The organism is Paenibacillus oenotherae (genome assembly GCF_019443105.1).
GTDB lineage: Bacteria > Bacillota > Bacilli > Paenibacillales > Paenibacillaceae > Paenibacillus_Z > Paenibacillus_Z oenotherae.
Map to the genome: position 1 here is coordinate 271,375 of NZ_JAHZIJ010000004.1, position 14,738 is coordinate 286,112.

A 14,738-nucleotide genomic window follows, 5' to 3' on the forward strand; every position below is an offset into this window, starting at 1 on the left:
TCTATTTATCGACTAAATCTTACATTTAGAGCGCAAAGGCCGAATTACCTGCGTCTAAGCAGGCTTTTCTTCCAGATGGGGAGATTCCAGCGAGAAAGCCTGCTCTCTAGCAGGCTTTCTGGGCAATTCGACGAACTATTCATGAACGTCCCCTGAACGGTTCCTCGGACCGTTCCTCAAACCGTTCCTTGGACCATTCCTTGGACCATTCCTCAAACCGTTCCTCGTACCATATCATTTGCCGGACTGTTACACGAACCGTTTCCCCAAACTGCTCCTCGAACCGTTTCCCCAGACTGCTCCTCGAACCGTTCCCCCGTACACTCTTCCTCTTACCATTCGACGAACGGTTCATCGGATCGCTCGCCCACTCGACGACGGATCGGTTGCACTGTACGTCGCCCGGGCAACCGCCGACTTCCGCAATGTGCGCTGAAAGCAGCACACATTGCGGAATCACTTCATTCTCCGCGCTGTCGCCGGGCTGCACCCGGTGCCGACGCTCGCTGTCGAAACCACCCGCAATTCCCAGCGCGTGGTTTCGCTCGCATATCGGTCGACCCTCGCTCACCGCGCGTGCTGCGAGAGCGCCTGCTACTTCCGCTATGCGGGCGCGCTGAAACAGTCAGCACAGCCAACCAGAGAGAGGGCCTTCAGCATGCTGAAGGCCCTCTCTCCCCTGCCATATAGGCCAAGGGTTCCGCTCTTATAATCTACACGCCTACGATGTTGTAGCCGTTATCGACATAGATGATCTCGCCCGTAATTCCACGGGAAAGGTGGCTCATGAGGAACATCGCCGTATCTCCAACTTCGGCAACTTCCGTCGTTCTGCGCAGCGGCGCTCTCTCTTCCACTTGGCGCAGGATGGAGTTGAAATCTTTGATACCCTTGGCAGCCAATGTGCGGATCGGGCCTGCAGAGATCGCGTTGACACGGACGTTGAATTGTCCAAGATCTGCGGCCAGATAACGGACAGACGCTTCCAGCGCAGCCTTGGCTACACCCATAACATTATAGTTGCGAAGCGCGCGCTCTGCGCCCAGGTAGGTCATCGTCATGATGCTGCCGCCCTCGGTCATAAGCGGATAGACACGCTGCGCTACTGCAGTAAGCGAGTATGCGCTAATATCATGCGCCAATGCAAAGCCTGCACGGGACGTATCCGCGAACATGCCTTCGAGCTCCTCCGTCTTGGCGAACGCAATGCTGTGCACCAATCCGTGGAGAACACCATACTGCTCCTTCAACTGAGACACCAGGGAATCGATCTCTTCATCCACCGTTACATTACAAGGCAGAATGATGGAGCCGGGAATCGTGTCCGCCAGCTTGCGAACGCGTTCCTCCACACGCTCACTCTCATATGTAAAAGCAAGACGAGCGCCCTGTGCAGCCAACGATTGCGCAATCGCCCATGCGATACTGCGATCATTCGCAACACCCATGACAAGTATATTCTTACCAGCTAATAATCCGTTCATTATTAAAAATCCCCCTCTCCCTTGCGGGAAAATCAATACATTTCTGTTACCCAAAATACCCCATTTACCGCAATAATTCAAGCACTAGATCATCCGATAACTTCAATCGTTCCGCCATCGATGACACGTATGCCTTCACCTGCTGCTTCCAGCTGCCGCATATCGTCCATAAGCTTGAACACCGCAGCATCCTTCTGCTTCGCTTCCAACATAACATCCAGCCTGTCCACCGAGCCCGCCGTTTCTCTCAAGAACCGCATCAGAGGGCCAGCGTCCACATAGTCGGCATGGCCGCGCGGATCCTTCTCGCTTTTGGGACTGGATGCATGCAGCTTAGGCGGGAGCGGACTGACGCTCCCCTCCATCCCCGGCTCAGCCGCTGCTTCATGCGCCCAGGTCTGCACAATGCGGGGCCATAGCTCCCCGTACAGCGCAGCAGCGCTCTCTCCGCCATCATTAACCGCATGATGGTGAATATCCAGCACCATCGGAGTCCGAACCCGCTCCGCAGCTTCCAACGTTTCGCGTGCCGTGAAGGTCTTATCGTCGTTCTCAAGCGTAATCCGCCTGCGGAGCCGCTCCGGCAGCGCCCCGAATTGCGCCACAAACCGCTCTGCAGACAGGGGCTTGTCCCCGTATGCCCCGCCCATATGTATGTTGCACTTGGCCGATTCATCCAGCCCCATCGCCTCCAGCATCCGGCAATGATAGTCCATGTCCTCCTCGGACTTGGCCAGCACCTCGGGCCGAGGCGTGCTGAAGACACAGAAGTGATCAGGATGAAAGGATACACGAAGCCCTTTCTCCCTCACATATTCGCCGATTCTGGCAAACCCGTCCTCCAATGCAGGCCACGGAGACCAGTCCAGGAGCGCTTCATGGGTGACCAGTGGTATCAGTTTCGAGGAGAACCGGTACATCGCGATATCATTGGCAACACAATGCCGCAGCAGCCGCAGCGTATTCTTCAAATTCTCCTCCGCAAGAAACTCCAGTCTGCGCAAGCCCGCTTCGCGATCCTCCAGCTTGGAGAAATTCGCATAGGTCATCGTGCGTGACGGTGAAGCATTCTCAAGCTGCATGCTCATCGCAACGAAGCCGAATCTGACAATCACGCTTTCTCACCGAAGAACATCTCGAACGCCAGCGCTGTCTGCACGCGGGCCTCCTCTTCGTTCAGCTTGCGAACAAGCTCCATCTCCACCTGCGTCACTTCCTCGCCCTGGAAATTAATCTCGGCGATTGAAGCGACAATACGAACGATAGCAATCGCTTCATTGTCCGGCGTATAAGCGATAACCTTCTGTCCCGTAGGATAGACGCGAAAACCGCTTTTGACCATTTTGCCCCGGCCATATTCCAACAGCTCGTACAGCTCCTGTGCCGATTTGAACTTGCATACCGAATTGAATTCTGTCTCAAATCCCATCGTCTAACCTCCATATAGTACGATAATTGCAGTGCTTGTCCAGCAAAGCCCGCCTTAGACCGGGCTCCCTTCCCCATATTCAATACGCTGCTTCTCCGCATGGCGGGAGATAGCCAGCTCAATGAGCGTATCCAGCAGCTCCGAATACGATACACCGCTTTCCTTCCACATCAGCGGATACATGCTGTACGGCGTAAAGCCAGGCATCGTGTTCACCTCATTGATGAACAACGCGCCATCCAATTTGCGCATGAAAAAATCGACCCGCGACAATCCAGAGCCATCAATGGCCAAATAAGCGCGAATAGCCATCTCGCGGATCGACTCCGCAGTTTCTGCCGGAATGCCCGCCGGAATGTGCATCATCGATTTGCCATCCATATACTTGGCCTTGTAATCATAGAACTCACTGGAGGTTGCTATCTCTCCGCAAACGGATGCCCTTGGCTCATCATTCCCGAGAACGCTCACTTCTATTTCTCTTGCATCAACGAACTCTTCCACAATGACTTTGCGGTCAAAGCGCAGCGCATATTCCACGCCCGCTATAAGCTCCTCACGATTGCGCGCCTTGGAGATGCCTACGCTTGAGCCAAGGTTAGCCGGCTTGATGAAGCATGGATACCCGAGTGCCACCTCGATCTCCATCACGAAGAAAGCAGGATCCTTCTCCCACTGCGTCCGGTTAAAATAACGGAACACGCACTGGGGCAGCCCCTCCTGCGCGAACACCTTCTTCATCATGACCTTGTCCATGCCAACCGCCGAAGCGAGAACACCCGCCCCGACATACGGAATGTTAGCCATCTCCAGCATGCCTTGAATCGTTCCGTCCTCGCCGAAAGTGCCGTGCAGCAGCGGAAATACAACATCGAGCGGCTTGCGGTCAACAGCTCTGGCCCCGCCTTCAACCAATGCCCCGGACAAGCCGTTAAAGACCGGCGTCAGCGCTTCAAGTCCTGACTGTGCATTGCCGTCCGCTAGCCTCAACAATTCTAATTCGCTTGGGGGAGCGAGCAGAATGCTGCCCGAGCGCCACTCGCCTGATTTGGAAATATAGAAAGGTTTAATTTCGTATTTGTCATAATCGAATGCTTTCATAACCGCTAGAGCGGTTTGCAGCGAAACTTCATGTTCGCCAGAACGTCCCCCGTATACGAGTCCAACGCGAACTTTCTCACCCATGGCTAATCCTCCGGTTATATATAATTTTCATACGTTACAGAAACTCATCAGCAATATGAAAAAATCGATATTTGGTCGCTTCCGTCCAAGCATAGGAATCCTGATAATCCCAGTAACGGTGGCGGCTTGCTACCGTATTGGCGTTCACAAGCGGCATGCCCTGCGCATCGAAAGCCGTAACAATTGTACTGTGCTGGAAGCGGTTGTCGCCTCCCCAGTCATACGTAATGACATCGCCCAGCTCCAGCTCCTCAGGTGAATGAACAATGGTTGCTTTGAGGCCCTTTTGCCTCGCACCCGATAAATAAACCTGCAGCGCGTTGGATACTGCCCAGCTATAGCTCCACTGCTCTCGCCCGCCGCTCCGGCCACGATACCACCAGCCCAAATCTCTTCTACTAGTATAGTTCATCGGTGCATGGCCTGCAAAGAGGCACTGGGACACATAGTTCGTGCAGTTCACGTCGAATGTCTCGTAAGCCGGATTCGGCTCCTCCCACCAACGGTCCGCATAAGCAGCCGCTAAATCCCTTCTGTATCTGGCACCTGCGCGCTGATGATTAAAAACAGGCAAAATATCATAATTTATATACGGTATGGATGGTGTCCCCGTCCGATAATCCCCGGCTTCTTCCTCGGAGAGATGCAGGGGAAAGCTGTTCAGATCAGACGCATTGAATCTGGGACGGCGTTCCGAGACAACGGGTTCAATTCGCGCAATGTAATAACGGCCGTCTTCCGCGTTAAGCCATATGCGCTCCCGCTCGCAGCGCTCTTCCATATAAGTGCGGCCGGACTGATCCATCGTACGCTTAATGTGAAGGCCGATGGTTGCAACGATCTCGGTGCCAGAGCTTGATTCGCTTACCCGGAGCAGCTCTGCTTTGGTCTGGCTGTTCGTAGGGAGGACGCCCCGCAGCAGCTCCTGTTCCTTCATCCTGTACAGCCGCTGGCTGCAGCGGGACAGATGGTCGCCATCCTTCACAAGACCGGTAAATACAGGAGGAAACCGATCGATCTCTGCTTGATTGAACAAGGTCACATATTCATGAACGACAGCCTTCCATCCTTGGAGCACAGGCTCTTGCGGCTTCCCCTGGCTGCGGCTGACGGCGCTCCGTTTGCCGCCTCGGCTCGATCGGTTTGACGTTCTCGGCATGACGATCCCTCCCCGCGGACTCTCTTGGGCACATTAAAGTTGTTTCATTATATGAGCCGATAAGCGAATTCATGTAAATGTTAAAAAATTAGGAGAGGTACCGTCTTTACGAAACCACTGGATTAACGCTATACTAGAGCTATAAACGGTTTTTTGAAATTGTGTTTCACACAATGAAACTACATTAGGAGGCGTCAATCCGAATGACTCATCAAAACGAATACTCCGTTCGCACTTCGCTGGAAGTCGGCGGAAAGCCATTCGCTTACTACCGTCTGCAAGGACTGGAAGAGCAAGGCGTAGGCAACATTTCCAAGCTCCCCTTCTCCATTAAGGTTCTGCTTGAAGCCGCTGTTCGTCAATTCGACGGCCGCGCAATTACGAAGGATCACGTCAAGCAGCTTGCTACTTGGGCTGATGGCCGCGAAGACAAAGAAATTCCGTTCATTCCAGCACGTATCGTCCTGCAGGATTTCACAGGCGTTCCCGTAGTTGTTGACCTTGCGGCAATGCGCGACACCGTTAAGAAATCCGGCGGAGATCCGAAACAAATCAACCCGCTTGTTCCTGTCGATCTGGTTATCGACCACTCCGTAATGGTTGACGCTTTCGGCAGCCCGGAAGCGCTTGAATATAATATGAACATCGAATTCCAGCGCAATGAAGAGCGCTACCGCTTCCTTCGCTGGGCGCAAACCGCATTTGACAATTTCCGCGCAGTTCCACCGGGAACAGGTATTGTCCACCAAGTAAACCTTGAATATCTCGCATCCGTAGCAGCTACCAAAACAGTCGGCGGCGAAACTGTCGTCTACCCTGACTCGCTGGTAGGTACGGATTCCCATACAACGATGATCAACGGTCTTGGCGTAGTAGGCTGGGGCGTAGGCGGTATCGAGGCTGAGGCTGGCATGCTGGGTCAACCGCTGTACTTCGTTATGCCTGATGTTATCGGCTTCCGTCTGACAGGCCAGCTCGCTGAAGGCGCTACAGCAACTGACCTTGCGCTGACCGTAACACAAATTCTGCGCAAGAAGGGCGTTGTCGGCAAATTCGTCGAGTTCTTCGGTTCCGGCTTGTCCAACATCAGCCTTGCAGACCGTGCAACAGTGGCGAACATGGCTCCTGAGTACGGCGCAACTGTCGGCTTCTTCCCTGTTGACAGCGAAACGATCAACTTCCTGCGCCAAACCGGCCGTACAGAAGACCAGATCGCACTGGTAGAAGCATATTACAAAGCACAAGGCATGTTCCGTACGGACGATACGCCTGAGCCGGTCTTCTCTGATATCGTAGAGCTGGATCTCTCCACCATCGTTCCATCGCTTGCTGGTCCTAAGCGTCCGCAAGACCGTGTGGAATTGACGGCTATGAAAGAATCCTTCAACAACATCATCCGCACTCCAATCGACAAAGGCGGCTATGGCCTGTCTGACAACAAGATTGAAGAAGTCGTTGAAGTGAAGCATAAGAACGGATCCGTGAGCAAAATGGGAACAGGCGCAGTCGTTATCGCAGCTATTACCAGCTGTACGAATACGTCCAACCCAAGCGTTATGCTCGGTGCGGCGCTTGTTGCCAAGAAAGCCGTCGAGCGCGGCCTCAAGAAGCCGGCATACGTCAAGAGCTCGCTTACGCCAGGATCGCTTGTCGTTACGGAATACTTGAAGAGAGCTGGCCTGCTTGAATCGCTGGAAGCGCTTGGATTCCACGTTGCCGGATATGGCTGCGCTACATGTATCGGTAACTCCGGTCCACTTCCTGACGAAGTAAGCAAAGCAATTGCTGACAACGATATGACGGTTGCTGCTGTATTGTCCGGTAACCGGAACTTTGAAGGCCGCGTACATGCACAGGTCAAAGCGAACTATCTCGCTTCGCCTCCGCTCGTAGTTGCTTACGCGCTTGCTGGCACGGTCAATATTGATCTTGCGAATGACCCAATCGGCTATGACAGCAGCAATCAACCGGTATATCTCAAGGATATCTGGCCAACGTCCAAGGAAATTGCTGATACCATCGCAATCGCGATGAGCCCTGAGATGTTCCGCAGCAAATACGAGAACGTATTCACGCAGAACGAGCGTTGGAACGCAATCGATGTGCCGCAAGGCGAAAGCTACGAGTGGGATGCCAAATCGACCTACATCCAGAACCCGCCGTTCTTTGAGAACCTGGGTGAAGTTGGCGACATCTCCGATATCAAAAATTCCAGCGTGCTTGCTCTGCTGGGCGACTCCGTTACGACCGACCATATCTCGCCAGCTGGTAACATTACAGTGAAGAGCCCGGGCGGCAAATATTTGATCGACAACGGCGTTGAGCAAGTCGACTTCAACTCCTATGGCTCGCGCCGTGGTAACCATGAAGTTATGATGCGTGGTACGTTCGCTAACATCCGCATCCGGAACCAGGTTGCTCCAGGCACGGAAGGCGGCGTAACAACTTACCTGCCGACTGGCGAAGTGATGTCGATCTACGACGCATCGATGCAGTATCAGAAGAATGGCTCCAACCTGATCGTTATTGCAGGCAAAGAATACGGAACAGGCAGCTCCCGCGACTGGGCGGCCAAAGGAACGTTCCTCCTTGGCGTGAAAGCTGTCATCGCCGAAAGCTTCGAGCGTATTCACCGCTCCAACCTTGTGGGCATGGGCGTTCTCCCACTGCAATTCCAGGAAGGCCACGGCTGGAAAACGCTGAACCTGACTGGCCGCGAGAAATTCGATATTATCGGCCTGAGCAATGACGTAACACCAGGACAATCCGTTCAGGTTGTTGCGACTCGCGAAGACGGTACAACATTCGAATTCCCGGCGATTGTACGTCTCGACTCCATGGTGGATGTCGATTACTATCGCAACAGCGGTATTCTTCAAACCGTGCTGCGCCAAATGATCGCAAACAACGCCTAACCTATTCCCGGCGAGACAACCTCCAACCCCGCTATTACAGCTATTACAGCGGGGTTTGGAGGTTTTTTGCGCTTCCGAATACAAAAAGATTTGCAGCAGTAATAAATCCCGATTGCCGCGCCATATAATACGATGCAATGCTCCTAAAGGAAGTCCAACATGACAAACCGGCATTTATTTACATTCTTCTCTTCAACAAAAAATGAAGCGCACAGTGGGAATAGCAACATTCCGATTCTGTGCCAAGGAGCGTATCTAATGGCCAATGATCTTACAGTACCGAGCGGAACGACACTGACGCTGGACGACAATCCGCCCGAGCATTTGCGCAGCAATCTGGAGCGTATCCCGATCGTCACATTCAATGATTTGATCACAGCCGGGTTTGTAAGCTCAGAGGATACCTTGAAGCGGCTGCTGGATTCCGCCAAAGAAGCAACCAAACATGCCCTGTCTCGAAGGGATGTCCAGCATTTCCGGGTGCAGGGAACGACCCGCATCGACCTTCGCCGCTTCGGCAATTTCACCTTGGCTGCCCACAATACGATGCATCAGGAGCAATCTGCCTTCTGGAATCTGTACCGCGATATCGAACCTCTGACAGCAGTCAAACTCGATTCCACTGCAAAAATTACGGACTTGCTGAGAGTGAATCGTGTCGTCTACAAATTTCTGTTCCATGATGTCGTTATTGAGCAGAACGCTGTGCTGGAAATCAAAAAACCGACCAATACATTCTGGTGCAATGAACTGCTTATTAAGAAGACGGGCCGGATCGTCGTCAAGAAGAACGGGGTTCGAATAAAGGCCTTTTCCATACAAGGCGAGCAGTAGTGCAGCCCATTCTCATTCATACATAGACAAGGGAGGAATATCGATGATTAATATTATTGCGGCCGGAATAAGCGGAGCCAGTGCTCCGGATGGTCCCGAAGGCCCCACCCCGCCTCAGGCTCCGCCTGGTCAGGATGCTGATTGCGGATTCTGGGATGACAATGAGCCTACCCGTGGACAGGACGGCAGTCGCGGCGGCGATTCTCCGGAAGCGCCATCTGGCGTATCCGGCGGTCAAGGCGGCGCAATCACCATTGAAGTGGAAGAATACCGTGGTGGCATTGAAGCCGATTGCCGCGGCGGCAATGGAGGACGCGGCGGTGCTGGTGGGCGCGGGGGAGCAGGCGGACGCGGCGGCGATGGCGGCTGGGGAGCAGACTGCGAAGCCAATGCATTCGGCGGGCGCGGCGGAGACGGCGGCAATGGAGGACGCGGGGGACGCGGCGGTGATGGCGGCAAGGGCGGAACATTCGTGTTGTACTACAAAGAAGACAAGAGCGGCGGCAATCCGCCGAAATGGGACGTCAGCGGCGGAGCCGGAGGCCTCGGCGGTGTCGGAGGATTGCCCGGGCTGCCGGGTCAGCCCGGTGCCACAGGCAAGGGAAAGAGCACAAGCTACAGCCATTCCGATTACGAACCCGGCAATCCGCCCTCACCGGCGAGCTTCGGCCAGCCGGGACCTACTGGCTCCCCGGGGTTCCCTGGCCCAGGCGGTACGGCGGAGTTCAGGCAAGTATAGAGGCGTTCAGCACCAAAAGGCAGGGATTGCCCTCGCGTCATCTTCGATGACAGCGGGCAGTCCCTGCCTTTTTTCGGAAGCCAATAAGACAATTGGGCGGCAAAAGCAGGGGCCGCAGTAATCCAGTTATAGCATTGAGGACCTCTCAGAGCCAGGGGCAATTCCGGCTTCCTTTGACCATTATCCCCTTTGCTCAGATCATATCTTTTGGCGGCCATCGCGAAGAATCTCATCTCAACCATTGCACGTGTGTGATACCAACGATGTCCCTATGTCCCTACGCTCTCAGCCTAAACTCGCCCACTCAAATTGCGACTCCATCACCAGCCATGGGCCCTAGCCGTCTATCTGAGCTATGGGGATAGTGGCCATAGGAGGTACAATCCCTCACCTCTCCATAATCCCAGCTCCCCCAATCAACTATCTGAGCTACGGGGATAGTGGCCATAGGAGGTACAATCCCTCACCTCTCCATAGCCCCATCGACCCCAACCATCTATCTGAGCTACGGGGATAGTGGCCTTAAGAGAGAGGCGCTCCCTCTGCAACTCTGCTATTTCAGCATGGTGCCAATATGCCGGGCGGCTTCCATGATCGCCGGAGCTTGCTCACGCATCTTGTCCAGTGTTAATCGGTTCGCAGGCCCGGATACGGACAATGCAGCGATCAGCCTGCCTGCGCGGTTGAAGATCGGTGCCGATACAGCGGCGGCGCCTTGCTCACGTTCTTCGATACTGGTCGCAAAGCCTAGCCTGCCTATCTCCTCCATTTGCTCTCTGAATTGCCCCTTATCAATAGAGGCAGGCCAAGTATGATCCCCCAAAAGCTCCTCACGCTGCTCCTGCTCCTCGAATGCAATTAATATTTTGCTCGATGCGCCAACATACAGCGGCAGACGCGCTCCAATAGGAGCTACCCTACGAACCGCTTGATTGCTCTGCACCGCTTGTATTCGAATCCGCTCATTCCCATCCCGTATATATAGACTGATCGTCTCCCCTAATTGATCGCGCAGTTGCTCCATCTCTTGAAGACTGATAACGGCAGGGTCATCCGCTCCCCACATATTCGCAGACAGCTCCCACACGCGCAGTCCCAATCGATACCGGTCCGATGCCGAATCCCGGAGTACAAATCCCTTATCCTCCAACGTTGCCAGCATCCGATGAACGGTGCTTTTGTGAAGGCCGACTTTTTCAGCAATCTCTGTCATTGCCCACTCATTCTTCATTGTAAAACAAAGCAATATATCAAGCGCCCGTTCAACAGCGCGTACAGTCGATTTGTTATCCTCCGACATGGCGATACCACCTCTTCCATTAGTTTCATTGGATGAAACTCAGTTACATTTAGTATAGCCTAGCAGCGGCTTATTAGCAAAGCTTATGCAAGAAGTTACCATATATTTTACAGCTATATTACAAGTCGCTAACAATACATCGACATTCGTTGACATGCCAGGTATTGAGTCATACGATGGGATTATAGAACTATATAAAACGCTTTCATTTACATGACCTAACAGAGGGGGAGTTCATCATGAGTACAACAATCGCACCTATGCTGCCAGCAGGCGGGAATTATACACCCGATCTCCTATCCCCCGAACCCGGATCGAAGCCCACCGCTATCGGCGGTTCACGGCGCAAGCATGCGGTAATTGCCATATTGTCCGCCCTGACGGCGTTAATTCTATTTACAGGCCTTGCTTTTCACGGCTATGTCGCCTGGATTATTGCTCATCCTTACGTGGCCCCTCTAACCTCTAACCCTATGGATGCCAAAGGGCTCGCCTATTCAGACGTATCCTTCCCGAGCAATAGCGGTCAAACAACGGTGCACGGATGGTTTATACCAGCGGCTCCGGCAGCAGCCAAAGGTTCTGAGGTTCAAGCATTGTCCGCTGCAGCAGCCCCTTTGGACTCTAAACGAACGGTTATTTTCAGCCATGGCTATGGTGCTAACCGGGAAGAGACTTGGGTTCCGATGTACGAGCTTGCCGGTCTGCTGCACCGTTTGGATTATAATGTATTGATGTTTGATTATGGCTACGCCTCCTCCGAGGATCGTTCACCAGCCACTGGCGGCCATGAGGAGTCACAGCAGCTTCTCGCTGCCGTGAACTATGTCCGTGAACAAGGCGCAGAGCAGGTTATCGTCTGGGGCTTCTCCATGGGAGCCGGTACTGCGCTGCAAACAGCGCTGCAGACAGATGAGATCGATGCGATGATTCTCGACAGCCTGTTTCTGCCAAGCCCGGAATCATTGTACTCCAATGTGCGTCAGCATCTGGATCTTCCCCGTTACCCATCGCTGCCGCTTATTGAGTGGATGCTTCCATTCTGGACGGGAACGAAATTCAACCAAATACCTGCAGAGCAGGTTATGGAGAAAGCCTTCACTATCCCGCTGTTCGTTATTCATGGCACGAATGATGCCAAGGCTCCGCTTGTAACCGCAGAGCATATCGCTTCTAATCAGCGCCAGCCGCTGTCCCGGGAATGGGTCGTACAGGGCGGCAAGCATGAGCTGCTGTTCCAAACCCGTCCCAAAGAATATATCCAGCGCGCCGCATTATTCCTCAGCCAAGTGGATGCAGCGTTCAAGCAAGCACATGCAAGCTAGTTTCGAATTAACACGCACGACATAGATGAAGCGCCATTCGAATACATCTAGTAGAGGATGTCTTCGAATGGCGTTTGTTAATTAAGCCGTCCGGTTCCGGATGGCTTTTGCTATGCGCCTCTCTCGGACTATCTCGTTCATGAGAAGTGAGGAGGAATGATCGTGCTTCTAGTATATGGCCCCTACATGCCTCTAAGAGTGCTTGAAGAAATTTGCTTCTGGAAAATGCAAGAGATGGAGCATACCGTTGTGATCCGTCAGATCGTCCCTAATCTGGAGCAGCCTTATGTGGAGCTGTTAAAGGCTTGGGAGCCCCTCTTCGCCCGCACGGAGAAAATAACACAAAGGCTCCTGCAGACCGCTTTAATCTGTCCGACTGACTTGTCACCTGCCATTGCCAAGCAGACCGATACGCTGCTGCAAGTATCCGCACTTCAATCCAGAACATTCGTTGCACAATTAACGCAGCTGCTGACCATTAGTGCAGCAGTTGCAGCGAGTCCCATTGCCGTGACGGTCATCAATCATATCATCCGTGAATCCGACTATTTTCTCTGTGTGCTCGCCACCCTGCTGCACCCTCATCAAGCGCATGGAGATGGACTCACCGAACGCGAGCCAGAGCTGTCCACAACTGGCGAGGCTTTGTCTCCTACAATTGGTGACGCTTTGTTTCCGGCAGATGAAGCTCCCTCCGCTGCCGACAGTATTCCAAGCCCGCCCTCATCGGAATCCGATATTGAGCGAGACAGTCCAGCCAAGGATTCCCCATTGAATGAAAATAATGAAGCAGGCGCAGAAACCATCGAACCCCCGCTCGATGACCGTATGCGTCCTGCCTCTGTACCTATCGGGGGACATACATTGCCGCCCCTTCCTTATCCATACAATGCGCTTGAACCCCATATCGATGAGGCCACGATGCGGATTCACCATGATAAGCATCATCAGAGCTATGTCGATGGCTTGAACAGGGCAGAGAAGGAGCTGGAGAAGGCACGGCAGCAGAATGACTTTGACCTAATCAAGCACTGGGAGAGGGAGCTCGCCTTTAACGGTGCCGGACATTATCTGCACTCCATCTTCTGGAACATCATGTCTCCTCACGGCGGCGGTCCCGCCACTGGCCCCATAGCGAGACAGATTGAGCGGGATTTCGGCAGCTATGAGGCGTTCAAGAAGCAGTTCAGCGCAGCAGCAGAGAAAGTAGAGGGCGGCGGATGGGCCATCCTTGTCTGGAGCCCGCGCAGCCGGAGACTCGAAATTCTCACTGCAGAGAAGCATCAGAATCTATCGCAATGGGATATCATCCCTCTGCTGCCGCTCGATGTGTGGGAGCACGCTTATTACTTGAAGCATCAGAACAAACGCGCCGACTACATTAAAGACTGGTGGAATGTCGTCTATTGGCCAGGCGTGAACGATCGGTTCACAGAAGCCAGCAAGCTGGTATGGGAGCCCTACTAAGCCCAGCCGGTCAACCAAGCTGGGGCAAGCCGGCTGTTCCCTTAGTAAACCGCCAAAGCAGGCTTCGCTTCACCCGCTATGCCCCTCAGCCAGGCAATATCGCTCGCCAATGCGCGGTAAGGCTGCGGACCGAACCATTCCAGTGACGCATAGAGCCCCGAATGCTGGATAGCCTCTATAATAGGGCGGTAATCCAGCGCACCGGCATCCAGCGTCACGATCCCGTCGCGGTCACCGCTCGCTGCATAGACCTGATTCGGCTGGAAGACGCCAAGACGTTCCGCAGACGAAACATTTTTGAGATGAAAATGCTGCACCCAGGGCTTCAGCTTCTCATAGGATACGAGCGGATCGTCTCCCGCTTCCCACAAATGCAAGAAGTCGAGATTAATGCTGAGGCTCTCATGCCCTACCTCGTCAATAAGCGAACGGGCCGATGCCAGATGATCGGCCAATGTGTCCGGATGCGTCTCCACAAGCAGCTTCAGGCCATGTTCAGCACAAATACCGCACAGGATACGCAGGCGATCCGCATAATTTTGCCGTTCCCTCATGTTTACCTTCATGCTGGGACTTGAACCGGCGAATGTTCGAATACGATCGGCCCCGAACCATTTGGCCAACGCTGCAAGCTCCTTTAACCGCCCCACAGTCGCCGGGAAACGCTCCTCCGAGGCCACATCCAGATAATCGCTGATCATCGTAATTCTCTTGCCCCGGCTGTGCATAATTCTTAGCTGCTCCTTCGTCCGCTCCGGCTCCTCTCCCGCCAGATAGGTCGCATGGGCGCCCCACAGCTCGATGCCATCAAAGCCATGCTGCGTTGCAAATTCAACCAAGCTTCCAAAGGATACAAGCCCATGGCGGAACGATATTGTGCACAAGGCATATTTCATCACAT

General features: G+C 53.6%; 13 protein-coding genes. 5 read left to right on the forward strand and 8 right to left on the reverse strand.

Translation table 11 applies throughout. The features are described from left to right. Positions 1 to 139: 139 nt before the first annotated feature. The 6 genes from K0T92_RS09020 to K0T92_RS09045 form a co-directional block, all read right to left on the reverse strand. Positions 140 to 571 carry a hypothetical protein gene (locus K0T92_RS09020; RefSeq protein WP_219872110.1) on the reverse strand — a complete coding sequence of 144 codons (432 nt, stop codon included), beginning with the start codon at positions 569 to 571 and terminating at the stop codon, positions 140 to 142. Positions 572 to 713: 142 nt separating this feature from the next. Beyond that, positions 714 to 1,484 (reverse strand): enoyl-ACP reductase FabI, encoded by a 771-nt coding sequence (gene fabI / locus K0T92_RS09025; protein WP_219872111.1) that lies wholly within the window; start codon positions 1,482 to 1,484, stop codon positions 714 to 716. Positions 1,485 to 1,573: 89 nt separating this feature from the next. Further along, positions 1,574 to 2,599, reverse strand: a complete 1,026-nt coding sequence (gene uvsE, locus K0T92_RS09030) for a UV DNA damage repair endonuclease UvsE (protein WP_219872112.1) — start codon at positions 2,597 to 2,599, stop codon at positions 1,574 to 1,576. Continuing rightward, positions 2,596 to 2,913, reverse strand: a complete 318-nt coding sequence (locus K0T92_RS09035) for a hypothetical protein (RefSeq protein WP_219872113.1) — start codon at positions 2,911 to 2,913, stop codon at positions 2,596 to 2,598. Before K0T92_RS09035 ends, uvsE begins: the two co-directional genes overlap by 4 nt. A 54-nt stretch (positions 2,914 to 2,967) precedes the next feature. Next, positions 2,968 to 4,098, reverse strand: coding sequence for a D-alanine--D-alanine ligase (locus K0T92_RS09040; RefSeq protein WP_219872114.1), 1,131 nt, complete (start codon positions 4,096 to 4,098; stop codon positions 2,968 to 2,970). Positions 4,099 to 4,132: 34 nt separating this feature from the next. Next, on the reverse strand, positions 4,133 to 5,257 hold the full coding sequence (locus K0T92_RS09045; RefSeq protein ID WP_219872115.1) for an amidase domain-containing protein: 1,125 nt from the start codon (positions 5,255 to 5,257) through the stop codon (positions 4,133 to 4,135). A gap of 203 nt (positions 5,258 to 5,460) precedes the next feature. Here K0T92_RS09045 and acnA point away from each other — a divergent pair, with 203 nt between their 5' ends. From acnA to K0T92_RS25295, 3 genes are all read left to right on the forward strand, one after another. Further along, complete coding sequence (acnA, locus tag K0T92_RS09050) at positions 5,461 to 8,172, forward strand: aconitate hydratase AcnA (RefSeq protein ID WP_219872116.1); 2,712 nt, start codon at positions 5,461 to 5,463, stop codon at positions 8,170 to 8,172. A 258-nt stretch (positions 8,173 to 8,430) separates the two neighbouring features. After that, positions 8,431 to 9,006: a sortase family protein gene (locus tag K0T92_RS09055; RefSeq protein WP_219872117.1), complete on the forward strand. Its 576-nt coding sequence runs from the start codon at positions 8,431 to 8,433 to the stop codon at positions 9,004 to 9,006. Positions 9,007 to 9,049: 43 nt separating this feature from the next. Next, positions 9,050 to 9,745 carry a hypothetical protein gene (locus K0T92_RS25295; RefSeq protein WP_219872118.1) on the forward strand — a complete coding sequence of 232 codons (696 nt, stop codon included), beginning with the start codon at positions 9,050 to 9,052 and terminating at the stop codon, positions 9,743 to 9,745. 553 nt (positions 9,746 to 10,298) lie between these two features. Here the strand turns inward: K0T92_RS25295 and K0T92_RS09065 are convergent. Then, positions 10,299 to 11,045, reverse strand: coding sequence for an IclR family transcriptional regulator (locus K0T92_RS09065; protein ID WP_219872119.1), 747 nt, complete (start codon positions 11,043 to 11,045; stop codon positions 10,299 to 10,301). A 239-nt stretch (positions 11,046 to 11,284) separates the two neighbouring features. Between K0T92_RS09065 and K0T92_RS09070 the strand changes: the two genes are divergently transcribed. Both K0T92_RS09070 and K0T92_RS09075 read left to right on the forward strand, forming a co-directional pair. Next, positions 11,285 to 12,370: an alpha/beta hydrolase gene (locus tag K0T92_RS09070; protein WP_246628004.1), complete on the forward strand. Its 1,086-nt coding sequence runs from the start codon at positions 11,285 to 11,287 to the stop codon at positions 12,368 to 12,370. 162 nt (positions 12,371 to 12,532) lie between these two features. After that, complete coding sequence (locus K0T92_RS09075) at positions 12,533 to 13,837, forward strand: Fe-Mn family superoxide dismutase (protein ID WP_219872120.1); 1,305 nt, start codon at positions 12,533 to 12,535, stop codon at positions 13,835 to 13,837. A 41-nt stretch (positions 13,838 to 13,878) separates the two neighbouring features. Here K0T92_RS09075 and K0T92_RS09080 read toward each other — a convergent pair whose 3' ends face one another. Further along, positions 13,879 to 14,733, reverse strand: a complete 855-nt coding sequence (locus K0T92_RS09080) for a sugar phosphate isomerase/epimerase family protein (protein WP_219872121.1) — start codon at positions 14,731 to 14,733, stop codon at positions 13,879 to 13,881. Positions 14,734 to 14,738: the final 5 nt, after the last annotated feature.

Excerpts from the sequence above, each read along its gene's own strand:
- fabI (WP_219872111.1), bottom strand. The coding sequence starts at position 1,484 with ATGAACGGATTATTAGCTGGTAAGAATATACTTGTCATGGGTGTTGCG.
- K0T92_RS09035 (WP_219872113.1), bottom strand. The coding sequence starts at position 2,913 with ATGGGATTTGAGACAGAATTCAATTCGGTATGCAAGTTCAAATCGGCA.
- K0T92_RS09040 (WP_219872114.1), bottom strand. The coding sequence starts at position 4,098 with ATGGGTGAGAAAGTTCGCGTTGGACTCGTATACGGGGGACGTTCTGGC.
- K0T92_RS09045 (WP_219872115.1), bottom strand. The coding sequence starts at position 5,257 with ATGCCGAGAACGTCAAACCGATCGAGCCGAGGCGGCAAACGGAGCGCC.
- acnA (WP_219872116.1), top strand. The coding sequence starts at position 5,461 with ATGACTCATCAAAACGAATACTCCGTTCGCACTTCGCTGGAAGTCGGC.
- K0T92_RS09055 (WP_219872117.1), top strand. The coding sequence starts at position 8,431 with ATGGCCAATGATCTTACAGTACCGAGCGGAACGACACTGACGCTGGAC.
- K0T92_RS25295 (WP_219872118.1), top strand. The coding sequence starts at position 9,050 with ATGATTAATATTATTGCGGCCGGAATAAGCGGAGCCAGTGCTCCGGAT.
- K0T92_RS09065 (WP_219872119.1), bottom strand. The coding sequence starts at position 11,045 with ATGTCGGAGGATAACAAATCGACTGTACGCGCTGTTGAACGGGCGCTT.
- K0T92_RS09070 (WP_246628004.1), top strand. The coding sequence starts at position 11,285 with ATGAGTACAACAATCGCACCTATGCTGCCAGCAGGCGGGAATTATACA.
- K0T92_RS09080 (WP_219872121.1), bottom strand. The coding sequence starts at position 14,733 with ATGAAATATGCCTTGTGCACAATATCGTTCCGCCATGGGCTTGTATCC.